The organism is Jiulongibacter sediminis, assembly GCF_001306455.1.
Lineage (GTDB): Bacteria > Bacteroidota > Bacteroidia > Cytophagales > Spirosomataceae > Jiulongibacter > Jiulongibacter sediminis.
The window spans coordinates 356,880-379,948 of sequence record NZ_LGTQ01000005.1 but is presented as its reverse complement, the minus strand read 5'-3'; the positions used below and the strand labels follow the sequence as shown (position 1 = coordinate 379,948).

Below are 23,069 nucleotides of genomic sequence, written 5' to 3'. Positions count from 1 at the left end.
ATTAGTCATCAAATCTTTCAAACCGATAACCTTTGGTTTTCAGTTCATTAAGCAGATCAGGCAGACGCAGGTACAATTTGTCTGTTCTTTCTGGGTCGATACCCGGGTGAATGAGCAAATGAAAACCGTTCAATCCTCTCTCAGCTTCATAGTCAAGAATTCGATCATAAATCTCCTGTGAACTTTTGTAGTTGACCACATTTGGTGTTGTATAATCGGCATTGGAAGAAGTGCCGGGTGTGAAATTGACCAGTTCAACTCCGAAACTTTTTTTCAACAGATCATTTACTTGCCGGTTATACCATTCATAGGGAGGCATAAACAAGTTGGTAAAAATCCCCAATTTGTTCAGTCGTTTCAGGTTTCTTAAGTAATCGTGTTTTAGTTCTTTTCCTGAAACCAGCAGAGAGTCTCTTTTGACCCAATCGCAGTACAATAAATGCCGGTCTGAATGCGGCCCCACAAAATGCCCTTCAGCCATAATATCTTTAATCAGCCTTCGATGTTTTTGAACAAAAGTACCGGTCAGAAAAAAGCTTGCCTTCACTTTTTCTTCGTTGAGTGTTTTCATCACAAAAGGAAATCCTTCGTCAAAATCATGGCCTGTAAATATCAAATAGATGGCCTTTTGAGCTGTATCTGACCTATACCATGCCCCCTCCTTTTCGTAGAGTTTTTCTTGAGCAGAGACATTTACGCTAACCAGTAAAAAGATAAAAATCAATCTTCTCATCGGCCAGTATTTAAATAAGTCAGAAGCAAAATCAAATCTGCTGATCCGTCCATAGTAGGCTCATTGGTCGAATAATCAGCATAGTCGTCGTGATAGCGAATATGAGGCGGCTGATAATCTTTGTATTCATCTTCTTCAGACAACTGAATACCCAACATGCCGTCGTGAATGGTACTCCAAAGCGGGCCATCGACCAGACTTCCTTTTACCACTTGTTTGTTCAACACCCTGAAAGGCATGTGAACATCCAAGGGCCAGTCAGCGTTTTCCGGCAATCCTGTGATCATGGATGTCCCCCATGGATTCAATCCAAAAATCCAGTTGATTTGATTAAAAATAAGTTGCCTGAACTGGGTATCACCTGTCATTTCCTCATAAAGAATAGCTTGCGTGGCCACTGCGGCAGAAAGGTTATTGGAGCACCAAATAAAAAGATGCCCCACACCATATGGATTTCCTGCAGCTCTTTCCTGTACCTTCTTGAGATTTTGACGGTAATATTCGGCTGCTCTTTTTTTGTCTTTCCTATTACCTGTCTGCCAGAAAGCATAATGACCCATGTTCACAAAAGGGTACATTTCATAATGCGAGGCGGTATCTCTTTGCATCCAGGACCAATTACCTATTTCCTCTGCATATTTTCGAGCATCTTTAAGGTAAGTCTTTTGATTCGTTACCTTATAAAGCTCAGCAGCTGCCCATTCCATGTCGTCCGCCCAGGTATTTTCTTCATAGCGATACGGTGCCCCATAGCTATTGCCCTGCTGAAATCCTTCGTTCTCTTTTCCAAGTTGATAAACCTCCAAAGCTGCCAGAAGGCAACGTTTTGCAAAAATCCTGGTTTCATCAAATTGCTCAAAAGCTTGAAAACCTAAAGCTAAGGCAGCGGCTGTTCTACCTGCTAAATTGGCGTAGCCTGTCGCCTTGCTTTTGTATTTCCCCAGACCTTGCGGCCGACCCGTAGCGGCATAGACCGGTCGGTAGCCATTAGCACCCCAGCCGTAATCGGCATTGTCATTTTGAGGCATTTTGAAACCGTGATGATCCCTGTCATCAGCTACCTGATGATAAAGTACTTCCTTTTGAGGGTGTAGCCGAAGCAGCCATTCCAGTCCCCAACGGGCTTCATCCAAGACATCAGGGAGACCGTTCTCCCCTTTCAAACCATTAGAAAGGACCCGATCTTTAAACTGATTTGGGTATTTTAACCAAGCCTGAAGCATACGTGCCGTGGCATTAGAACCTGTTATCAAATATTTTAACTGATCACCGGCATCATGCCACCCACCACCAGCATCCACTAACGATGAGTCCGGAACCAGTCCGTAAAAACTAAGCCCATCTCTCTTATGGCAGGAATCCCCAAAATATGGATTGAAACCACAACGCTGAGTCTGCATAAAGCCAATGACATCTTCCTGCCAATCAGGAAAAAGACCTATCGTGAAGGGCTTAGATTGAAGACCAGAGTTCAACTCCTGAATAAAGTATTCACCTCCGTTTTGAAATTCATCAAAATGTATTTCAAAAGTGCGTTCAAATGGTTTCCAATTGGTTTTAGAATATGCTTTCAACTTAAGTTCAAAGCGGGAATCTGCAACAGATTTCAAAACAAAACGTCTTTCTGTTGAAAATTCTGAATCAAGAAATAATACCTTTTTACTGCCATCAGGAAGGTATCCGGCCAAATTTATCCTAAACTCCTGGGCGTCTGATCTGATGGCAATGAAAAAACAAAGAAGACTTAAAACAGAATACCTATATTTCATAAATAGTTTTGATGAAGCGATTTAATCAGATAAAAGTTTGATTCGGGAAACACCCTCAATATAATTTAAATAAGCTCTCATGAAGAAAATATACCTTTCATTTGTTCTCCTCACTGTTCTATTTCAATCTTGCAATACCACACCAGAAGAAACCAACCCTCTCGAACAACTAGCCAAAGAATATGTCAAAACCGGTCTTCTAATTGGTCAATATGACCCTGATTTTGTAGATGCATATTACGGGCCTGACAACCTGAAGCCAGCACCGGCAGAGTATGATTCTTTTCCGAAAGAAATGCTTTTGCATAAAGTAATTGGCCTTCAGTCAGGCTTTCAGGAATTTATCAAAAACTCCTCAGATGAAATTGAGGTTCAAAGAGCAAATTATATTTTGGCTCAACTTATAGCGGCTGAAGAAAGAATTCGAATCGTGGCCGGCGAAACCTCAGATTTTGATGAAGAATCAAAAAAGCTATTCGGCGTTTCGGCTCCCAATTTTGAAGAGAGTCATTTCCAGGAAATAATTAATGACCTTGAAAACACTCTGCCAGGTTCTGGCAGTTTGAAAGATCGGTTTGCTACTTTGAGTCAGCAGTTTGTAATTCCGCCCGCCAGACTGGATACAGTTTTAAGAGCTGCTATTGCTGAGGCTCGCAACCAAACGAAACTGCATTATCCAATTCCTGAAAATGAAAGTTTTAACCTTGAATATGTGGGTGACAAGGCTTGGAGCGGTTACAATTGGTACAAAGGAAATTACACCAGCCTGATACAAATCAATACTGATTTTCCCATTTCCATCGAGCGGGTTATTGATGTAGGAAGCCATGAAAGCTACCCCGGTCACCATGTTTATAATATGCTCCTGGAGGAAAACCTTTATAACGAAAAAGGCTACATAGAAACATCACTCTACCCGCTTTTTAGCCCACAATCGCTTATTGCTGAAGGGTCGGCAAATTACGGTATTCAACTGGCCTTTCCTGAAGAGGAAAAGATCGCCTTTTGTAAGGAGACTCTTTTACCATTGGCTGGTTTAGATACCACCGGAATTACCGCCTATTTTAAAGCTTTAGAAAGCGTTTCAAAACTTAATTATGCTGGCAATGAAGTTGCCAGAGGCATTTTAAATGGCAATATGACAGACGATGAGGGAATCGAGTTCCTCATCAAATATGGCTTCTATAGCCCCGACAAAGCGAAACAGAGAATTGCCTTTACCAGAAAATACCGCAGTTATGTCATCAACTACAACTACGGCAAAGACCTGATTGCCCAATACATCGACGGCAGAGCAGATACAAATGAAGGACGATGGAAAGCCTTCGGTGAATTGCTGAGCAAACAAGTTTTGCCGTTGAGGTTGATCAATGAGTAAGAATTTTGTCTAACTTTAAACTAATCACAGTTAGACATTGTTTCTATTTTGATCAACAGAAAACATCATGGCGAAAACGAAAAAATCAATTTTAGAACTTTATATGCAGTGGGTTTTAGAGCATGGCTCCGAGCCTGAGAGCGTATATAAGTTCTGTAAAGAAAATAAACTGACTGAAACTGAATTTTATCAGGAATATGGGTCACTAAAGGCCGTCGAAAAGAAAGTATTCACAACGTTTTTTGAAAAGACAATCGAACTCCTGGAGAAAAATGAAGAGTACCAACAATACGATTCACGAGAGAAACTTCTGAGTTTTTATTACACTTTCTTTGAGATTCTCACGGCTAACAGAAGTTATGTTTTAGCAGCTCTGCCAAAAAACATAAAAGAGTTCAACAAACTGGAGCAGTTAAAAGGTTTGAGGGAGCATTTCTCTAATTACACTCAGGAAATTTTTGCTGAGCAAATAAAGTCTGAGGCAAAACGGTTAGAAAAGTTTAAGTCAAACACCTTTCAGGAGGCCGCTTGGGCTCAGCTTTTGGTAGTGATGCGTTTCTGGGTCAATGATGAGTCAGCAGGCTTTGAAAAAACGGACATTTTCATTGAAAAGGCTATCATGGCTACTTTTGATTTGGTTGAAAACACACCAATCAAATCTGTGTTAGATCTTGGTAAATTTCTTTACAAAGAAGCCATCGCATAGCCATGAACACCATAGACAGTATACCTACCGGCAAAATCAGTCGGGCTGCCAAACTCGTCAAAACGGGAGTGAAAGTTGGAGGCAATTACCTCAAATACTACGGAGAAAAGCTGGTTAATCCTGAAGTCAACAGAGAAGCTTTGAATGAATCAAACGCCGAAGATATTTACGACGGACTGAAAAGCTTGAAGGGAAGTGCACTGAAAGCAGCTCAAATGCTAAGTATGGAGAAAAACCTTCTTCCAAATGCCTATGTTGAGAAATTTTCCTTGTCACAATTCTCCGTTCCGCCGCTTTCCGCCCCCTTGGTGAGAAAAACTTTTAGAAAATACTTTGGAAAAGAACCTTTGGATCTTTTTGACAAGTTTTCTGAAAACTCGGTAAATGCCGCAAGTATTGGTCAGGTTCATAAAGCTGAGAAAGATGGAAAAACTTTAGCAGTTAAAATTCAGTATCCTGGCGTTGCAGACAGTATTTCTTCTGACTTGGCAATTGTGAAACCGATCGCCATTCGCATGTTTAATCTTCAGGGTGCGGACAGTGAAAAGTACTTCAAAGAAGTGGAGTTGAAACTCAAAGAAGAAACTGATTACAAGCTGGAGATTAAACAAAGCCAGGAGATTGCTCAGGCCTGTAGTCATATCGCCAATCTGAGGTTTCCACAGTATTACGAAGAACTCTCAACTGATCGTATTCTGACCATGGATTGGATGCACGGCGTCCACTTATCAGAATGGACAAAAACCAATACAGACCCCGAAGCCGCCCGAAAAGTAGGACAGGTTTTGTGGGATTTTTATTTGTTTCAAATCCATGAGTTAAGAAAAGTACATGCAGACCCGCATCCTGGTAATTTCTTAATCAATGAAGAAAATGAGCTGATTGCCATTGATTTTGGCTGCATGAAAGAAATTCCTGACGATTTCTATGAACCGTATTTTGAACTGGCCAAAGCAGAAAACATCTCAGATCCTGAAAAATTACAGAAAGGACTGAAAGACTTGGAAATCATTAGAACAGATGACAGCCCTGAAGAAGCCAAATACTTTACGAAGCTATTCTCTGAAATGCTCAGTCTGTTTTCGAAGCCCTTCAATTCCGAGGTTTTTGACTTCTCAGATGATTCATTCTTCGCTGCCATTGCCGCCCTTGGTGAGAAATATGCCAAAAGTACTGAGCTCCGTAAAATGAATGGAAATAGAGGGAGTAAACATTTCTTATACATTAACCGTACTTTCTTCGGACTCTATAATCTATTACATGAGCTTAAAGCTGAAGTGAGGATCAATTCTTTTCAGCAATATCTTGAACCAGCTTAAAGGAGAATATGAATTATATCAGTAAAGAAGATCTAAAAGGTTTTGACCGTTTATTTCGGGCAAACCTGGTCAACTCGTGCTCTGGATATAAATCTGCGAATTTGATTGGCACATTGTCAGCAAAAGGTGTGGAAAATATCGGGACTTTTTCTTCTGTAACGCATCTTGGTTCCGACCCGGCTCTATTAGGTTTTATTCTCAGGCCGCCTACCGTGCCAAGACACACCTATGAGAATATCCTCAAGAGTAAGTATTACACTATAAATCACATCGCTGAATCTTTTTTGAGCGAGGCACACCACTGTTCTGCCAAATATGCAGAGGATATTTCTGAATTTGACAAAACAGGCTTGACCCCTAAATATCGTAATGACTGGCCAGCCCCTTTTGTCGCCGAAAGTCCTGTTCAGATTATGATGAAATATGTTGAGGAAATTCCGATAAAAGTCAACGGAACCATACTTATGATCGGAGAGATTCAGGGCATTTATGTCAAAGAAGAAATGCTACAAGATGACGGCTTTCTCCATTTAGAAGTTGGAGATGTCGCATCTATCAACGGACTAGACGCCTATGCTATACCCGAGATAAAGAAACGTTTCAACTATACCCGACCTGATCAACCCGTAACAGAAATGGTCTAAGGAGAAGGATACTCCAACCGACATGAAAAAGCCTCTTCCTGAAAAAATATGTCCTGTTTGCCAGCGGCCCTTCACCTGGAGAAAGAAATGGGAGAAAAACTGGGATGAGGTTAAATACTGTAGCAAACGCTGCAGTGGAGCAAGAAAATCAAAAGATGCAAACACTACGACTAATTCTGGGTGATCAAGTTAATAGCCAGCATTCCTGGTTTCAGGAAACCAATGAGCAGGTCACCTATTGTATGTTTGAGATGCGGCAGGAAACCGATTATGTGAGACATCATATTCAAAAAATCGTTGGCTTTTTTCTGGCCATGAGGTCCTTTGCAGAGCAATTAGAAAAAAATGGCCATAAAGTCATATACTATCAACTTGATCATCGTAAAAACACTCAAAGTCTCACAAAAAACCTCAAAAATCTCATTGGCGAAAACAGTATTCAGAAATTTGAATACTTACTTCCTGATGAATATCGGCTTGATGAAGAACTTAGGGCGTTTTGCGAAGAAATTGAAATTGAGTCTGAGGTCTTTGATACCGAGCATTTTTATACTTCCAGAAACGAACTGCAGGAGTTTTTTAAAGGAAAAAAGACTTACCTGATGGAGAATTTCTATCGTGCCATGCGAAAGAAACATGATGTTTTAATGAATGGTGATGAACCAGCTGGTGGAAAATGGAATTTTGACAAAAGCAATCAGAAAAAGTGGAAAAACCAGACCTTAATACCTGATCCTATACTATTCACAAAGGAGGTGAGCCACCTCAAAAAGCTGATTGACGAAGCTGGCATTGAAACCATCGGGCAGCTACCAAAAGATCAATTTCATTTCCCGGTAAGCCGAAAAGAGGCTTTAGAGCAGCTGGATTATTTCTGCGAAAAGCTTTTGATTCATTTCGGAGATTATCAGGATGCCATGCACACGGATAAGGCAATGCTTTATCACTCAGGTCTTTCATTTGCCATGAACCTGAAATTGATTTCAGCCCGTGAAGTAGTGGAAAGAATTGAGAAATATTATCTGAAACATCAGGATGAAATTGACATCTCTCAAGTAGAAGGTTTTATTCGTCAGGTGATTGGTTGGCGGGAGTACATGCGTGGCGTTTACTGGGCTCAGATGCCCGAATACGCTCAGAGGAATGAGCTGGAGAATCATGAGAAGCTTCCTGATTTTTATTGGACGGGTAAGACCAAAATGAATTGCCTGAGCAACTGCATTCAAAACTCTCTGAGAAATGCCTACGCTCATCACATTCAGCGATTAATGATCACCGGGAATTTTGCTTTGCTCACTTTCAGACACCCTGACGAAGTTGATGACTGGTATTTAGGAATTTACATTGACGCCATTCAATGGGTGCAGTTACCAAACACTCGTGGAATGAGCCAATGGGCCGATGGCGGCCTCCTCGCCACAAAACCCTACGTTTCCAGTGCCTCCTACATTCATAAGATGAGCAATTACTGCGATAGCTGCCATTACGATCATAAACAACGGACTGGCGAAAAGGCTTGTCCGTTCAACTCGCTCTACTGGAATTTCCTGGATGAAAAACGAAAATACTTCGAGAAAAATCCTCGTATGAGCATGATGCTCAGCCTTCTGGATAAAATTTCAAAAGATGAATTAAAAGCCATCAAAGCAAGAGCTGCAGATATTATTGAAAACACTGATGACTACTAAGCCAGCTGTAAATATCGTATGGTTCAAAAGAGACCTTAGGCTTACCGATAACGAGGCCATTCATCACGCTTTGCAGCAGCCGGAACCTGTACTATTTCTATATATTCTGGAGCCTTCTTTGGAGCAAGACGAACATTATAGCAAGCGGCACTGGGATTTTATCAAACAATCACTTAGTGACCTCAATGAAGAACTTAAAGAACAAGGAACAGCCGTTTTGACTGTCAAAGGTGAGGCCGCAGATGTTTTTGAGCGGCTCAATTCTAGTCTGCAAATCAACAAGGTATTCTCTCATCAGGAAACGGGCTTGAAAATCACTTTTGCTCGTGATCTTTATCTCAAAGATTGGTTTGAAAATCAAAATATAGCGTGGCTTGAGAATATCAACAACGGCGTTTTCAGAGGTCGGAAAAATAGAAAAGACTGGCGAAAAGACTGGTATACTTACATGAAAAGTGAGCTATTTGACTTTAAACCAGCTCAAGACCAGTTTATTTCAAAAGAATTTTTCAGTCAATTAGCATCAATTTTTGAACCCTTTCAACTTGAAAAAGAACCTTCAAAAAACTTTCAAAAAGGAGGGCGAAAAACGGCACTGAAATACCTGAACAGTTTTCTGGCCGACCGCTATAAAACGTACAATAAAAACATCTCAAAGCCCCTTCTTGCCCGGAAAAGCTGCAGCCGTCTGTCTCCGTATCTGGCTTGGGGCAATCTTAGCGTCAGAGAAGTTTGGCAGAAGGCAAAGGCTCTGGCGGAAAATGGTGGTAAAAAAAGGGATTTGAATGGTTTTACCTCCCGTTTACGATGGCAGGCTCATTTCATCCAGAAATTTGAAATGGAATGCGAAATGGAGTTTCGACCGGTCAATAAAGGCTTCAGAGAAATCGAAAAAGAGGTCAATCCCGCTTTTGTTGAGGCCTGGGAAACTGGTCAAACAGGATTTCCATTGATAGATGCCTGCATGCGATGTCTGAATGAAACGGGTTATCTCAATTTCAGAATGCGGGCTATGCTGGTCAGCTTTTTTACACATCATCTTTGGCAACCTTGGCAATTGGCCGCACCGCATCTGGCTCGCCAGTTTCTTGATTTTGAGCCCGGCATCCATTTCCCGCAAATTATCATGCAAGCGGGTGAAACAGGCATCAATACCGTTCGTATTTACAACCCGACTTTGAACAGCCGAAAGCATGATCCGGATGGTGAATTTATCAAGCAATGGGTACCTGAACTCGCCAAGGTTCCTTTGGAATACATTCACGCCCCCGAAGAAATGACGGCCATTGAAGCCGCAGATATAGGTTTTACTCTTGGCGAGGATTATCCTTACCCGATTATTGACCAAAAAATAACTAGAAAAAGAGCTAGCGATATTCTTTGGGGAATGCGGAAACAGAAGAAAGTAAAAACTGAATCAAAACGTATTTTGGAACGACACACTACACCAAGCCGACAGATATGGGACTAACCGAAAGAGAAACAGACCGAATCATTGAAATGGCCTGGGAAGACAGAACGCCCTTTGAAGCCATTGAATTTCAATTTGGCCTTGCCGAAAAAGAGGTCATTGAATTGATGAGAAAAGAGATGAAACAATCCAGTTTTAAAATGTGGCGAAAACGGGTAAGTGGACGAAAAACCAAGCATCAAAACCTGCGGTCTGAAGACACCAACCGCTTTAAAAGTAAGCTTCAACGAGACATCAGTGGCAATAAAATCTCAAAGAGATAGCCCACACATCTTCTAATTACCCCCTTTCTTCCAATTCTTTCGGGAAATAATCAAATTCTGGCTATTTTTATTCTACGCAAACCTATAGAAAGAATGCTTAGAATAAGCCTGATACTGGCCTTTGTTTTGTCTCTGTTTCCCAAGGGATTTGATTTTTTTGATGACGAAATTTCTCTTCCAAAATCTCCGGAGGAGGAGCTTAAAACCTTTCAGCTTGCCGATGGTTTCGATATCAAATTAGTAGCTGCCGAGCCACTTCTTGAAGACCCTGTTCTTGCAAAATTTGATGAAAAAGGTAGGCTCTGGGTAGTAGAAATGCGGGCTTTTATGAATGATATCGATGGTAGCAATGAAGATTCACCGATAGGCCGCGTCTCTTACCTTGAAGATAAAGACGGCGATGGCAAATTTGACAAGAGAACCACATACGCTGATAATCTTATTTTACCCAGGGGCATACAGTTTTTCCCGGACGGCGTCCTTATTGCTGAAAACATTCCTCTTTGGTTTTATGAAGATACCGATGGTGACGGAGTTTCTGACAAACGGACACTAGTAGATGCAGAATACGGTGGTGGTGGCCTACCCGAACACTCGGCCAATGGTCTTATTTTAGGCGACGATGGCTGGATATACAATGCCAAATCGAAATACAGGTATAAAAGAAACGGGAAAGAATGGCTCAAAGAAGAAACCGAATTCAGAGGGCAATGGGGAATTGACAAAGATGATTTAGGCCGACTCTATTATAATTACAACTGGTCGCAACTACATGCTGATCTGGTTCAGCCCAATCTTTTAAACAGAAACCCTCATTTTGAGGCTACTACCGGTATTGACCACGGTCTAACTATTGACCGAAGAGTTTTTCCCGCCAGGCCTAATCCGGCAATTAACAGAGGTTACATACCGGGTACATTAAATGAAGAAGGCAAACTGCTGGAATTTACATCGGCGTGCTCTCCTTTCGTTCAAAGAAGTCGGGGTGTTTTTCCCGATAACCTTTATAATAGTGTATTTGTCTGTGAACCAGCGGGTAATTTAGTAAAACTCAATCTGGTGAATTCCAACGGAAATTATCTGGAAGCCAAGAATGCCTTTAATGGCAAGGAATTCTTGGCTTCTACAGATGAGCGTTTCAGACCCGTCCATATCACGAGCGGCCCTGATGGAGCCATCTATATTGTCGATATGTATCGTGGAATAAATCAGCATGGGGCATATATGACTGAATATCTTAGAGAGCAAACGCTGAAAAGAGGTCTTGATAAATACGTACACTTGGGCCGCATCTGGAAAATAACACCCAAGAATTTTCAGGCTCTATCAAAAGCAGAATTATCAACCAATGACCCAAAAGGCTTAGTTGAACAACTTGAAAGTCCGTTTCAGTGGGCTCGTGAGCATTCAAAACGTCTTTTGATCCAAAACAAACTAACTCAAGATTTACCTGAATTGGAGAAAGTGGCATTACATGCAGAGCCATATGCTCAATTAGGTGCCCTGACGGTGATGGAAAACCTAGGAGTATTAAATCCGTCTCTTACACTCCAACTTCTCTCTAATGATGATAACGAAGACGTTAAGGCCCGTGCTCTTGCTCTAGCATCACGACATGACAATATCAATAAAAGTGAACTTAAAATAGGCCTGACTAAAGTACTTTCAGGCCGTATCAGTGATGCGTTGGCACTTCAAATGCTTCTGTCATCGGATCAGTTTGAAAAAGATGTTGCATTTAGAGCGATAGCTCAAATTATTTCAAACCAGGGAGAAGATGCCTTATTGAGAGATGCTGCACTGAGTGCCTCCGGCAACAGAGAGTTAGACCTCATTGATTACCTCATAACTCAACCCTCCTGGCAGAAAAATACGGACCATCAAAATATCTTTTTTGATCAATTGGGAGCAATTATTCTAAAAAGGAGAATTCCTGAAGAAGTCAATAAACTATTGAATATGATAGGTCAGAAAGACAATTGGCAAACTCAGGCCTTATTGACAGGTATGGCGTCTGAAGCTATGAGTTCTGAAGAAGAGCCATTGACTCTGACTTTCAAGCCTCAACTTTTGGAGCAAGGCACATTGGAAACTGAGCGATTAAGCAAAGCTCTTCACTGGCCAGAAAAACCGGTTGAACAAACTCAGGAGAAATCATCCTTTGTATTAGATGCAGAAGGTTTGAAACAATATAGTGCCGGAAGAAAAGCCTATTTGACCTATTGCACAGGTTGCCACGGAGCAAATGGTAAGGGAGTCAAACGGTTTGCTCCTCCGCTTTCAGGTTCAGAATGGGTTACAGGTGACGAGAGTCGTCTGGCTTTGATACTTCTTCATGGATTGGAGGGACCTTTGACCGTGAAAGGAACGCACTATGATGTACCGGATATTTTGCCCGTGATGCCTTCTCATTCTACGCTTAATGATGAGGATATAGCCAACATAATGACCTACATCCGAAATGAATGGGGCCACTCAGCAGCACCTGTAACCCGAAGAACAGTGGGAATGCTAAGAGTAAGATCACAAGGGAAAGTACAACCATGGACAGCCCGAGAGCTGATAACGCACACCGAAAAACTGAACGAACAGAAGTAAACTCAAGACTCTATTGAAATGCAAAACAATCATTTAGACCGCAGAAAATTTATCAAAAACACTTCTCTGGCTATGGCCGCTGCAGCGGCTTTTCCCGCTCTGTCTTCTTTCAATGTTAAGCCAAATACACTCGGAATTTCCGTCTGGTCTTATCATTTAAGAAACCGCAGGAATACGGAAGGAACAACAGCTCATCCTATTTTTGCCGGAGCTTATGATATGGCGAAACATTGTTACGATCTTGGTACCGGAGGAGCACAGGTTTTAGCCAATGGTTGGGATTCTGACTATGCAAAAAAAATGAGAAAACTTCAGGAAGATACCGGTATGTGGATTGAGGGGCAACTTCGGCTTCCAAAAACAGAAGGTGAAGTAGATCAATTTGAAAAAGATGTTCAAATGGCTAAAGAAGGTGGGGTTGATATTATTAGAACAGCCTGCCTGAGTGGAAGACGTTATATGACTTTTACTAATCTTGAAGACTGGAATCAGTTTAAAAAAGATTCGATGAAATCAATGAGACTGGCAGAGCCTGTAGCTCGAAAACATAAGGTAAAACTCGCCATTGAGAATCATAAAGACTGGACTGCGGATGAGATGGTGGCCGTTCTGAAACATTTTGACAGTGAGTGGCTAGGCTGTAATCTTGACACCGGAAATAACATTTCCTTTTTGGAAGACCCTTATGAAGTAGTAGAAAAGCTTGCTCCATACACCTTCACAACCCATTTTAAAGATATGGGGATAGAAGAATATGAGGATGGCTTTCTGTTATCTGAGGTTCCTTTTGGAGTGGGCTTTCTTGACCTAAACCGAATGACCATGGAACTCAGAAAGCATAATCCCAATGTTAAAATCAACTTAGAAATGATGACGAGAGATCCACTTCCTATTCCTTTTCTAACCGACCAATACTGGATTACTTTTGGAGATAGGCTTGGAAAAGACCTGGCGAAGAACTTAAGACTCATCAAAGAAAACTATAGTGAAAAGAAATTAGCCAGGGTTTCAGGTCAATCCTTTGCCGAACAACTAGCATTGGAAGAGGAAAATCAAATTGCGTGCTTGAATTACGCCAGAAAAGAGCTTGGTATTGTTTAATTTGCTCATTCAACCCATTTAAAAGAAACTCTCAAAAAGTATTTTAAAATATTATGTCAAAACTACCCGGAATTAAGCTATTCGATATGTCAGGGAAAACGGCCATCATCACTGGCGGCTCAAAAGGACTAGGCCTTGCTATGGCCGAAGCCATCGCCTCCGCAGGAGGAAACGTTTTTCTTGTCTCCCGTACCCAGGAGGAATGCGATTCGGCAGCCCAAAAAATTGAAGAAGCCTATGGTACAAAAGCTAAAGGATATGCCACCGATGTGACAGATCAAACCAAAACTGAAGCTATGGCTAAAGCTTGCATAGATTCTTTCGGAAGTATAGATGTCTTAATCAATTCAGCCGGAATCAACATTAGAGGGGCTATTGACGAGCTGAGTCTGAATGATTTCAAAAAAGTAATGGACATCAACGTAACGGGTACCTGGCTGGCCAGCAGGGCGGTCACACCCCATATGAAAAAACAGAAATCAGGTAAAATTATCAACCTCGCCAGTACTTTGGGTGTAGTCGGCCTTGCTAATCGCACCCCATACACGGCTTCAAAAGGAGCTGTGGTGAACATGACCAAAGCCCTCGCTTTAGAACTATCTCCATTCAATATTAACGTGAACGCCATCTGCCCAGGTCCTTTTCTTACAGAAATGAATGAACCCATCGCCGATACCGAAGAAGCGAAGAACTTTATCGTAGGTGCTACCTCATTAGGTCGATGGGGCAAACTGGAAGAAATTCAAGGTGCAGCTCTATTTCTTTCATCAGCAGCCAGTGATTATATGGTAGGCACAATTATGCCTGTTGATGGTGGCTGGGTAGCGAAATAAGGGTGAATATTATCAGAGCCAGACTCCAAACTTTATAAAGTTGATAATTCTCCTGAAAAAACTAGGGTTAAAATGGTTGCGAATAAAACGTTGAACGACGGGGTCCGGAGATATCTTTGAAGGCAGCTCTATCTTTTGGTAATCAGCAATTTCAACGTCATATTTTTTGGTTTTAATATTAAAGTTTGTTCCGGTCCCATCGGTTCCGATGTTGTTTAAAAGAGATTTTACAGGAATCAAACAGTAGGTATTTGTTTTATAATGATGATAGGTCCATCGTACTGCCCATGATTGGATTAACCCTTTTTGTTGTTTAACAAGCATTGGAACCTGATCTTTGCCGGCGTCTGCGAATTGTAAAACCTTAGACCTGTCCGAAATAAACTCATTAAATCCCCTTACCTCCCAATCGACCTGAGTCCATCGGTTACTCCACGTACCCCATCCCCATGAAGAGGCTCTCTTAACTAATGCAAATTCAACGTTCTCCAGCCCTAGCAGATTTAGCCCGTATGAATAACCAGAAACGGAAGAAATGCTCATATTCTCCTTATACTTTTCTAAAGCCTGATTCATAAAATCAAGAAAAAGAGGATGCACAATGATATCATCCTCTAACACAATCAGGGCTTTGTGTGAGGCAAATAAACGACTAAGATGGGTTATGATCGCTTTTGCCAATCCCATATTTTCAGCTGAATAAAAAGTATGTACGCGGGAAAAACCGTTTATTCCCGTAACTATACTTCTTACTTGTTCTATCTTGGGCAAATCTTCCGGCCTATTATGACGAGGGCCATCACAGATCACGTATAATTCACTGGCAGTCGCCAGCGAATTAGTTCTTAAACCATCAATGGTTTGACGAAGATGATCAGGCCTGTTAAAACAAAAAAGGACGATTGGAGCCGGCAATTCTATTAATTTTTAATCTTTGTACACTGACGAAGGGATGAATTCGGTCCAAAGATAATCATCTGTAAGCAGACAATAATGACAGTAATCAAAAGGCAAACAATAATCGGTACCCTTTGGGCCTATCTGGGAGTTTTGGTGGGTAGCGTCACTCAGGCCTATTTGATCCCAAATTACCTGACAACTGAAGAGAACGGCTTATTGGCTATGCTGATGAGCTGGATGATGATTTTTGTGTTATTGGCAAACCTCGGATTCACCTCGGCAGGTGTACGTTTTTTTGATCAATTCAGAGATAAAGAAAAGGGGAATAAAGGTTTTCTTTTTAACGCCCTTGTTGCACTTCTGCTCGGCTGCCTTTTAGTGACTTTTGTAGTCTGGGGATTACAAAAACAAATTCTGAGCTCAAATGCTGGTGACACTTCTCTGTTTGAGAAATATTATTTTGTCATTCTTCCGATAACATTCGCAACCGCAACTTTCAATATTTTTGACAATTATGCCAAAAGCCTGCACGACACCATTACCGGTAATTTTCTTAGCCAGTTTCTTCAGCGTTTTTTAGTACTTCTGGCCGTCGTATTTTACATCGCCAATTGGCTGGATACAAAGCTTTTTGTGGGAATATGGGCAGTGGCCATCTGTGTTCCGGCCGTACTGATGTTTTTTCATATTCATCGTATCGGGGCCTTGAATTTCAGACCTTCCTCCTTTCTGCTAAAAAGTAATTTCCTAAAACCGTTTCTTTCTTTTGCAGGCTTCAGCGTCGTAACCAGTTTATCTTCTATTGCCATTACAAAGCTTGACACACTAATGGTTTATGAATTTCTTGGTTTAAGTCAGACTGGTATTTACAACACCTGCCTGTTCTTTGGTAGCGTTATGACCATTTCCTATAACATCAGCCTCAAGGCATCCACAGCTATCGTTCTGACCGCAATGGAAGAGAATGATTTTGAGAAAGTGAAAGGTATTTTCCAAAAAAGCAGTATTACCCAGGTGTTCTTTGGTACCATACTCCTCGTTTTAGTATGGGTCAATGTGGATGTTTTATTTTCGTTTATCAAACCCGAATATTATGTCGGCAAATATGTTTTGTTAATTATTGGTATCGCAAAACTATATGACCTGGCATCCGGCCTCAATTCCCTGATCTTGGGTTATTCAAAATATTACAAACTTGATTCTTTGCTGGTGATCAGTTTTGTAGCAGTCTTGTACCTCCTGAATCATTTACTGATCCCTTCGTATGGTTTAAATGGGGCGGCATTTGCTGCTTTGATTGCTACGGTCTATTATAATACCTTTCGCAATATCCTGATCTGGAAGTTTTTCAAAATACATCCTTATTCCAAATCTTTACTGTTTATTCTGCTTACAGGTATCCTGGTTACAATTGTTGGGCTCTATTTACCCGATTTGACTATATATGATAATCTTGACAGATTCCTCTCTCTGATATATAAATGTTCAGTTACGGGTCTTCTCCTGATTTCATCGCTATACTTTCTTAACGTTTCGCGTGAAATTAATCAGATGATTAATGACGTTTTTGAGAAATTAAAGTCTCTTTTTTAGAATAAAAATTCCACAGCCAAGCTTGCAGCCTGCATTTGACTGAATCAATTCTTCGGTTAATTCCACATTTTTGTACAATTGATCCCTATCGTCAATATAGGAGAAAGATTGCAATTCGTATTGATAACGACTCAGGAGTAAATCAAGTAAGTACTGAATGGAGAATACGCGGTGAGCATTAAAATGGACACAGGATGGTCCTATTTGAGTCGAAAAATAGAACGTTCCGCCGGGTTCAAGCAATTCATACATCGAATCAAGCCCTTTAATATGGCCGTCCGGATCAATCGGGTCCCCATACCTACCCAGACCGAAATGCTCAATAGTGTGCAGACAGGAAAGTGAATCAGTGGAAGCCTTAAGTTGGGGCTGAGGTTTCATAAGGTCAGCCTGCACAAACTGGACATTGAAAATGGAGTTTTCCAGAGGACGGATATCCAGAATTTCAATTTCCCGAAAACTGGCTACATGGGCCACGAAACCGTCAATTCTGGAACCGATATCTACATGCCTGCGAGGATTGGCTCTGAAGACTTCATGAGCTACAAAAAGGTCCTGAAAAAAATAAACGCCACGGGCCTTTCCGCTTTGATCTGTCTTATCTGTCAGTATAGGATAGAGTTTGATTTTCCATTCACCTCTTTTTTTACTGAATTTGAAAAAATCACCCACATATGCCGGTGCATATCTTAAATTCTGGAAAAAGACCCCGGGTCTTATTCCCAGATAAGACAAAATTAGCAACACGACTTTCATTAGTTTGTTCATATCGATCTGAGCACTTATATCTCTATTACCTCCTTAATTGTTCCAATCTTTATTGCAGTCTCAGCAAAACTACTTTTCAGATTACATATTATTTTTTCAGCACCAGACAGAGCAAGAATATCCACATAGGCACCTATTATACCTTCTTCTGAATCTCTTGATAACTCTGTTTCCTGAGTAATTAATCGTTCTCCAAACTGATTCTGAAAAGTTGATTTCACAATCCTGTCATCTGTTGCTAAAAAGAACTTAACCTCTTTATTCTCCACTATTTCTTCGTGACATGCCTCTACAAATTCTTCTAAACCAGACTCTTTTATAATCGCTGAATGATCAGTCCTGCGGATGTGGACTCCTATATAAGACTCCGGCAAATTCAACCTATCTAATCCTTTTTTAACATTATCAGACGGAAGGAAACTTTTAAAGTTTGACGAATTTTGAAAGCCATAACAACTGGCAATAAGAATGCGTTTCTTTCCTTTGGTTAACCCATAAATTTCTTCAGGTTGCTTGTCTTTTATATCGTTATCCAGTAATACGAGGTCATAATAGAGTCTGAAAATAAACCTGTAGAGCTTTTCGAATTTTTGAACATAAATATGTTTGACCAGGTAAAGAAAGAAGTAATAGACCGCACCATCGACCAGATTTAGCATCTTTGGAAAGGGCTGAAAGATGGAATAAAAAGGGGCATTCAGCTCCCATTTTCTTAACCATATCAGATTCACCGGGGATATATCATTTTGCTCAGAAACCAAAAAAGCCGAGTCAATCACCCGCATTCTATTCCCCAACCCACCAAAAGGAAGAACCGTTAACTTCATCTATCTTTCAATATGGCTAAGTAATTTGCATAACTGAATATTTCATAGTGCTCAGAATACTGTTCAATATTCTGAAGCCCATCTCTCAACACCCGGTATAAAGAGTAATCTTTTTCCAGAAGTTCATAAAAGTCACGTAGAAAAACTCTGGGGGCTATTTGAGTACCGCCAAATTCGAATTGAATAAATTTGATTTTTCGGTTCTTCAGAAGTCTTTTTGCTCCTTTCAAAACGTCAAGGTCCGCCCCCTCCACATCGACTTTCAGAAAATGAATATATTCCAGATTTAATTTGTCAGCAAATAAATCGAGTGTCGTAATTTGAATCGTTTCATGATCCGTTTGAAGCTCTCCTGAAATATTTCGTTGAAAAACCGAAGCGATGGTAGATCCCGGTTGACTACTATAGAGAACTATTTGCTTTTCTTCATCTCCAAGACCTTTATTCACCTTGATAACTCTGGAATCTTTGATATTCGCCTCTAATTTCTGAAAAGTATCGGCAGCGGGTTCAAAGGAATATACCCGTCCTTTTTCAGATATTAGACTCAGGGCCATGTTAGCAAATTGGCCGACATTAGCTCCTGCATCGATTATTATGACCTCCGTATCTTCTGTCCCAGCCAATACTTTCTTCAGTACATTCTTTTCACCACTGCCTACCAGATTATAATTCATCCCTTTTAAAGAATAATGATACATTTTCCTGAATAGTACTTGCAGAAAACTTCGACCAAATAAGAATTTCATAAAAGAGCTAATTTCGAATGATAAAGAGAATAAAGCTCTTTAGCCACTGTTTCGTAACTATAAAAAGAAAGCTTATTTAAATTAGGCTCTATGAAAGCTTTCTTTTTTTCTAAATACAATTTGATTGCCGTCAAAAAATCATCTATTGAATTGACAAGAGCTCCATAACCAGTTTTTGCAATGATCGAACCTATTTCTCCAGTATCAAAACCAATTACAAAATTCCCACAAAAAGCAGCTTCTAATGCCGTATATGAGAATGATTCATTTGGGGATGTAGATAAAAATAGGTCAGCCAAGTTATAGATTTCGGCCATTTTATTTTCATCAGTTACCTTCCCAAAGTGAATGTATGACATTGGGAAATTGGCTAGGTCATAGCTTCGAAACTCCCCTGCAAAAAGAACTACAATGTCTTCATCGTAAAACTTTAGCTTTTCAATAATTTCAAGAAACAGATCAAAGCCCTTAAAATAGTTATCAATATATGCTGCTGTGAACAAAAGATAGGTTTTCTCTTCTTCTAAGCCCCATTTCTTTCTTAGTGATGACTTATCTTTTCTTTTAAAAATCGTAGAATTAATAGGATTTGGAACAGTACAAAATTTAGATTTTTTGAATAATGCACTCTTTGAAATCCTAACATTCATCCATTCACTTATACCTATGATATGTAGTTTTGAGGTATCCCATTTCTTTTTTTCCTGCAAAATTTTATGACTTAAATCTGTAGGATTGGGCTTTCTTAAAAATGCAGAACAATTACCACATTTGTTTTGATATTCATGGCATAAATTTGATTGATGGCAGCCACCGGTAAATGGCCACATATCATGAAAAGTCCAAAAAACTGGCTTATCCAATTCTAATATTTTACCTATGTTTTTAATGGATAGGAAGCCTAAATTAATCCAGTGTAAATGAAGTACATCTGCTTCTAGAACCCAGGAATGCCGACTAATATCAGTGCCAAATTTTGCGGTCGAAAATGCAAAACGACTTTGTTTTGATTTTTCATAAAGAAGAAAATCTGCTTTCTCAAGATAAAGTGAAAAATTTCCACCAACTGACTTAACACGTTCATTATCTGATTTTTTTATAAGGCAAAGTAGTTTTACTTCTATTGAGGTGATTTCATTCAATGCTTCCATCGTTCGTTTACAAGCTATGGCAGCACCTCCATAATCATCATAAGTATTAATCATTAATACTTTCATGAATTACATTTTCACCTTTTCTTTTCTTATCATGGAAATAAAAGCCAGCCCAAATAACACTATTAAACCCGCTGAAGCTGCAAGATCTATTTTCTCGCCAATCTCAACAGATTGAGGCTTGAATTCAAAGACTATTTCATGATTGCCAGCCGGTAGTTCTATTCCTCGCAAAAGGTAATTGACTTTTAAATGAGGGGTTTCAACACCGTCAACAAAGGATATCCAATCTCGATTTCCTCTATAGTAAACCTCTGAAAAAACAACAAAAGATACATTTGAATTGACACTTTTATAAACAAGTCTATTCGGTTCATAACTGATTAAAGATATAGAGGCATTTTCTGGAATCTGGTAATATTTAGAATCAGCACTAAAAGAGTTCTGGGTCACAGCTTTGTTCGCAACTATCATATTTCCAGTGATATCCAATTCCTCGTCAGCTGAATAAACTGCCTGAAGAGTATCTACAAACCATGCATTACCTAGTGCTCCATTGTTTATTTGAGCCTGAACGCCAGCTTCCGAATTATTGATGAAATATTTAGTATTCAACATATTGATCACCCCCATATTTAATCTTCCATCCTTTATCATTTGATTATCAACTAACTCCTGATATTTTTTCAACTTCGCTCCATGATAGCCTCCAAGAGATTTATGAAAATAGGAATCTCGAGCATCACTCATAAAATTCGTCGTAAGATTTAATACCCGAAAATTCGGGTCTTTATCTTCCAGTATTTGTAAATCTGCCGCGGTAGGCTCGAACACTCCAGGTTTTACCTTCAATTTTGAAACAAAATCTGAATTATTGAAATACCTTTTACCTACAGAAAACATATCAAATACTACTACAAGCAAAATAATAAAAGAGAAAAGTAAATCTTTGATCTTATTTTTTGAATAAAAATAAATCAATAAAACAGATAGAAAAATGAGCCCGATAGCTCTGTAAATATCCGAAAGAGCAAGACTGGCCCTATCACTTCTTAAGGCATTCAAAACCTGGCTGGCACCTTCCTCCCCAAAAGAAGGTTTAAGATTATTCATAAAGTCGACATCTCTAGTACCCACAAAATCGAGACTGAAATATCCTATCAGCATGAAAACCAGAAGAACTCCAGTACTCTTCATTAATGGCCTCTTCAACAAACTAAAATCAGTTCTTTCATCAATTATTTTGTTTAAACTAAAAGCAGCTCCCCAAACCAGCACAAAATGTGCAATGGTTAGAATTACACTAACCGCTCTGAATTTATTATATCCTGGCAGATGATCGAAAAGTAGGTAGTTCAAAGACGGGAAATTGCTACCCCAAGAAAGCATAAAAAGAAGAATCAATAACCCCAAGTGAACCCAACGCCAATTAGATTGAAGAATAAAAAGCCCTAAGACAAAAAGAAATATTACCACCACCCCTGAATATGCGGGGCCTGCAGTGCTACTTTGATCTCCATGATACAATGGCAAACTCGCGACAAATCTTTGAGCCGTCGCTCTATCAACACCTTTTGAAGTGATTAATCCAAAAGTCTCTGAATTCTCATCTAGCTCACCTACAGAGCTTCCGCCCATTAAGTTTGGTACCAATATGTTGATAGTTTCTGATATCCCATAACTCCATGAGAAGGCATACTCTTTATCCAAACCAGCTTTTCCTACAGTTGTTTTTGTAAGTTCAGATTTCCCTCTTATCGTTTCAGCAGAATATGAAATTGCACTCCATAGTCTTTGTGTATGCATACCAACACCAATTAACAAAGCAATTATAAAGGCAGAAATCATTTTCAAAAAAACTTGCGGTTTTTTGGACTTTAACTTGATAGCAAACTCATAAATTACATAAACCAAAATTACCAAAGTGAAATAATAGGTAATTTGTAAGTGATTAGCCTGTAACTCAAATCCAACAAAAAGTGCGGTTAGAAAAGCCCCAAAAAGGTATTTTTCTTTCAAAATCAAATGAACTCCTGCCAGTAACCCTGGCATATAGGCCAGTGCCAGAATCTTAGAAACGTGACCAGCTTCAGTAAAAACTAGATTGTATGTACCAAAAGCATAAGCAACAGATGCCGTTATACTGACCCAATTCTTAACTTTAATAACCCTCATAAAAAGGTAAAAGCAACACATCGAAATAAAAAACAAATTAACTGGAACAGGCAATAGATTGCTTAAAAAGCTACCCAAATTTGAGATCAAACTATATGAATAACCGCCTACAATCATGTACGCCGGCATACCTCCAAACATGGAGTTGGTCCACCAAGCCCATTCTCCCGTTTTCTCATGGAAATCTTGCAATTCTTTTGCAGCTCCGGAAGCCATATTGACATCATGCATAGACAGAACCTTGCCTTGAAGCAATGGACTGAAATAAATTAGACTTACCAGGAGGAAAGAGCCAAGGGCCAGAAGGATGGGCAATATCGCTTCTTTGGCGAAGATTTTTTTCATTTTAAAGTATTAGGAACTACGTTTAACACAACATTGCAATATAAATGCCAAGACT

General features: G+C 39.9%; 20 protein-coding genes. 12 read left to right on the top strand and 8 right to left on the bottom strand.

Features of this window, described 5'->3' with window-relative positions:
* Position 1: 1 nt before the first annotated feature.
* Both AFM12_RS01655 and AFM12_RS01650 read right to left on the bottom strand, forming a co-directional pair.
* Entirely contained in the window at positions 2 to 733 is a 732-nt protein-coding gene (locus AFM12_RS01655) for a polysaccharide deacetylase family protein (protein ID WP_055143536.1), read from the bottom strand.
* Positions 730 to 2,502, bottom strand: a complete 1,773-nt coding sequence (locus AFM12_RS01650) for a glycoside hydrolase family 9 protein (protein WP_055143535.1) — start codon at positions 2,500 to 2,502, stop codon at positions 730 to 732. The genes AFM12_RS01655 and AFM12_RS01650 overlap by 4 nt, the downstream gene beginning before the upstream one ends.
* Positions 2,503 to 2,581: 79 nt before the next feature.
* Between AFM12_RS01650 and AFM12_RS01645 the strand changes: the two genes are divergently transcribed.
* The 11 genes from AFM12_RS01645 (at position 2,582) to AFM12_RS01600 (ending at position 14,503) form a co-directional block, all read left to right on the top strand.
* Complete coding sequence (locus AFM12_RS01645; RefSeq protein WP_055143534.1) at positions 2,582 to 3,880, top strand: hypothetical protein; 1,299 nt, start codon at positions 2,582 to 2,584, stop codon at positions 3,878 to 3,880.
* 67 nt (positions 3,881 to 3,947) lie between these two features.
* Complete coding sequence (locus tag AFM12_RS01640) at positions 3,948 to 4,586, top strand: TetR family transcriptional regulator C-terminal domain-containing protein (RefSeq protein ID WP_055143533.1); 639 nt, start codon at positions 3,948 to 3,950, stop codon at positions 4,584 to 4,586.
* 2 nt (positions 4,587 to 4,588) lie between these two features.
* Positions 4,589 to 5,905: an ABC1 kinase family protein gene (locus AFM12_RS01635; RefSeq protein ID WP_055143532.1), complete on the top strand. Its 1,317-nt coding sequence runs from the start codon at positions 4,589 to 4,591 to the stop codon at positions 5,903 to 5,905.
* Between the two features lie 8 nt (positions 5,906 to 5,913).
* Positions 5,914 to 6,549: a flavin reductase family protein gene (locus AFM12_RS01630; protein ID WP_055143531.1), complete on the top strand. Its 636-nt coding sequence runs from the start codon at positions 5,914 to 5,916 to the stop codon at positions 6,547 to 6,549.
* A gap of 22 nt (positions 6,550 to 6,571) precedes the next feature.
* Positions 6,572 to 6,733: a DUF2256 domain-containing protein gene (locus AFM12_RS19430; RefSeq protein ID WP_082391153.1), complete on the top strand. Its 162-nt coding sequence runs from the start codon at positions 6,572 to 6,574 to the stop codon at positions 6,731 to 6,733.
* Positions 6,705 to 8,237 (top strand): cryptochrome/photolyase family protein, encoded by a 1,533-nt coding sequence (locus tag AFM12_RS01625; RefSeq protein WP_055145047.1) that lies wholly within the window; start codon positions 6,705 to 6,707, stop codon positions 8,235 to 8,237. Before AFM12_RS19430 ends, AFM12_RS01625 begins: the two co-directional genes overlap by 29 nt.
* Positions 8,227 to 9,708 carry an FAD-binding domain-containing protein gene (locus AFM12_RS01620; RefSeq protein WP_055143529.1) on the top strand — a complete coding sequence of 494 codons (1,482 nt, stop codon included), beginning with the start codon at positions 8,227 to 8,229 and terminating at the stop codon, positions 9,706 to 9,708. Before AFM12_RS01625 ends, AFM12_RS01620 begins: the two co-directional genes overlap by 11 nt.
* Entirely contained in the window at positions 9,699 to 9,971 is a 273-nt protein-coding gene (locus tag AFM12_RS01615) for a TIGR03643 family protein (protein WP_055143527.1), read from the top strand. Before AFM12_RS01620 ends, AFM12_RS01615 begins: the two co-directional genes overlap by 10 nt.
* A gap of 93 nt (positions 9,972 to 10,064) precedes the next feature.
* Entirely contained in the window at positions 10,065 to 12,569 is a 2,505-nt protein-coding gene (locus tag AFM12_RS01610; RefSeq protein WP_055143525.1) for a DUF7133 domain-containing protein, read from the top strand.
* An 18-nt stretch (positions 12,570 to 12,587) separates the two neighbouring features.
* Positions 12,588 to 13,670: a sugar phosphate isomerase/epimerase family protein gene (locus AFM12_RS01605; RefSeq protein WP_216598490.1), complete on the top strand. Its 1,083-nt coding sequence runs from the start codon at positions 12,588 to 12,590 to the stop codon at positions 13,668 to 13,670.
* A gap of 53 nt (positions 13,671 to 13,723) precedes the next feature.
* Complete coding sequence (locus AFM12_RS01600; RefSeq protein WP_055143523.1) at positions 13,724 to 14,503, top strand: SDR family NAD(P)-dependent oxidoreductase; 780 nt, start codon at positions 13,724 to 13,726, stop codon at positions 14,501 to 14,503.
* Positions 14,504 to 14,515: 12 nt separating this feature from the next.
* Here AFM12_RS01600 and AFM12_RS01595 read toward each other — a convergent pair whose 3' ends face one another.
* The gene (locus AFM12_RS01595) at positions 14,516 to 15,418 is read right to left on the bottom strand and encodes a glycosyltransferase (protein ID WP_157687255.1); all 903 of its coding nucleotides are present in this window, start codon (positions 15,416 to 15,418) and stop codon (positions 14,516 to 14,518) included.
* Between the two features lie 78 nt (positions 15,419 to 15,496).
* Between AFM12_RS01595 and AFM12_RS01590 the strand changes: the two genes are divergently transcribed.
* Entirely contained in the window at positions 15,497 to 16,996 is a 1,500-nt protein-coding gene (locus AFM12_RS01590; RefSeq protein WP_055143519.1) for a lipopolysaccharide biosynthesis protein, read from the top strand.
* Here the strand turns inward: AFM12_RS01590 and AFM12_RS01585 are convergent.
* From AFM12_RS01585 to AFM12_RS01565, 5 genes are read right to left on the bottom strand one after another with little or no spacing between them, the layout of a single operon-like run.
* Positions 16,979 to 17,764 (bottom strand): DUF268 domain-containing protein, encoded by a 786-nt coding sequence (locus AFM12_RS01585; RefSeq protein WP_216598489.1) that lies wholly within the window; start codon positions 17,762 to 17,764, stop codon positions 16,979 to 16,981. The genes AFM12_RS01590 and AFM12_RS01585 overlap by 18 nt on opposite strands.
* Positions 17,765 to 17,778: 14 nt before the next feature.
* Positions 17,779 to 18,591, bottom strand: coding sequence for an O-fucosyltransferase family protein (locus AFM12_RS01580; RefSeq protein WP_055143517.1), 813 nt, complete (start codon positions 18,589 to 18,591; stop codon positions 17,779 to 17,781).
* Positions 18,588 to 19,340: an FkbM family methyltransferase gene (locus AFM12_RS01575; RefSeq protein ID WP_082391151.1), complete on the bottom strand. Its 753-nt coding sequence runs from the start codon at positions 19,338 to 19,340 to the stop codon at positions 18,588 to 18,590. The genes AFM12_RS01580 and AFM12_RS01575 overlap by 4 nt, the downstream gene beginning before the upstream one ends.
* Positions 19,337 to 20,557, bottom strand: coding sequence for a glycosyltransferase (locus AFM12_RS01570; protein ID WP_055143513.1), 1,221 nt, complete (start codon positions 20,555 to 20,557; stop codon positions 19,337 to 19,339). The genes AFM12_RS01575 and AFM12_RS01570 overlap by 4 nt, the downstream gene beginning before the upstream one ends.
* Before the next feature lie 3 nt (positions 20,558 to 20,560).
* Positions 20,561 to 23,014, bottom strand: a complete 2,454-nt coding sequence (locus AFM12_RS01565) for a glycosyltransferase family protein (protein ID WP_055143511.1) — start codon at positions 23,012 to 23,014, stop codon at positions 20,561 to 20,563.
* Between the last annotated feature and the right edge of the window lie 55 nt (positions 23,015 to 23,069).

Bases quoted from the DNA above. Each gene is read 5' to 3' on its own strand.
- AFM12_RS01590 (WP_055143519.1), top strand. From the start codon at position 15,497: ATGACAGTAATCAAAAGGCAAACAATAATCGGTACCCTTTGGGCCTAT.
- AFM12_RS01565 (WP_055143511.1), bottom strand. From the start codon at position 23,014: ATGAAAAAAATCTTCGCCAAAGAAGCGATATTGCCCATCCTTCTGGCC.
- AFM12_RS01605 (WP_216598490.1), top strand. From the start codon at position 12,588: ATGCAAAACAATCATTTAGACCGCAGAAAATTTATCAAAAACACTTCT.
- AFM12_RS01640 (WP_055143533.1), top strand. From the start codon at position 3,948: ATGGCGAAAACGAAAAAATCAATTTTAGAACTTTATATGCAGTGGGTT.
- AFM12_RS01615 (WP_055143527.1), top strand. From the start codon at position 9,699: ATGGGACTAACCGAAAGAGAAACAGACCGAATCATTGAAATGGCCTGG.
- AFM12_RS01635 (WP_055143532.1), top strand. From the start codon at position 4,589: ATGAACACCATAGACAGTATACCTACCGGCAAAATCAGTCGGGCTGCC.
- AFM12_RS19430 (WP_082391153.1), top strand. From the start codon at position 6,572: ATGAAAAAGCCTCTTCCTGAAAAAATATGTCCTGTTTGCCAGCGGCCC.
- AFM12_RS01610 (WP_055143525.1), top strand. From the start codon at position 10,065: ATGCTTAGAATAAGCCTGATACTGGCCTTTGTTTTGTCTCTGTTTCCC.
- AFM12_RS01625 (WP_055145047.1), top strand. From the start codon at position 6,705: ATGCAAACACTACGACTAATTCTGGGTGATCAAGTTAATAGCCAGCAT.
- AFM12_RS01585 (WP_216598489.1), bottom strand. From the start codon at position 17,764: ATGAACAAACTAATGAAAGTCGTGTTGCTAATTTTGTCTTATCTGGGA.
- AFM12_RS01620 (WP_055143529.1), top strand. From the start codon at position 8,227: ATGACTACTAAGCCAGCTGTAAATATCGTATGGTTCAAAAGAGACCTT.
- AFM12_RS01650 (WP_055143535.1), bottom strand. From the start codon at position 2,502: ATGAAATATAGGTATTCTGTTTTAAGTCTTCTTTGTTTTTTCATTGCC.
- AFM12_RS01580 (WP_055143517.1), bottom strand. From the start codon at position 18,591: ATGAAGTTAACGGTTCTTCCTTTTGGTGGGTTGGGGAATAGAATGCGG.
- AFM12_RS01630 (WP_055143531.1), top strand. From the start codon at position 5,914: ATGAATTATATCAGTAAAGAAGATCTAAAAGGTTTTGACCGTTTATTT.
- AFM12_RS01645 (WP_055143534.1), top strand. From the start codon at position 2,582: ATGAAGAAAATATACCTTTCATTTGTTCTCCTCACTGTTCTATTTCAA.
- AFM12_RS01570 (WP_055143513.1), bottom strand. From the start codon at position 20,557: ATGAAAGTATTAATGATTAATACTTATGATGATTATGGAGGTGCTGCC.
- AFM12_RS01655 (WP_055143536.1), bottom strand. From the start codon at position 733: ATGAGAAGATTGATTTTTATCTTTTTACTGGTTAGCGTAAATGTCTCT.
- AFM12_RS01575 (WP_082391151.1), bottom strand. From the start codon at position 19,340: ATGAAATTCTTATTTGGTCGAAGTTTTCTGCAAGTACTATTCAGGAAA.
- AFM12_RS01600 (WP_055143523.1), top strand. From the start codon at position 13,724: ATGTCAAAACTACCCGGAATTAAGCTATTCGATATGTCAGGGAAAACG.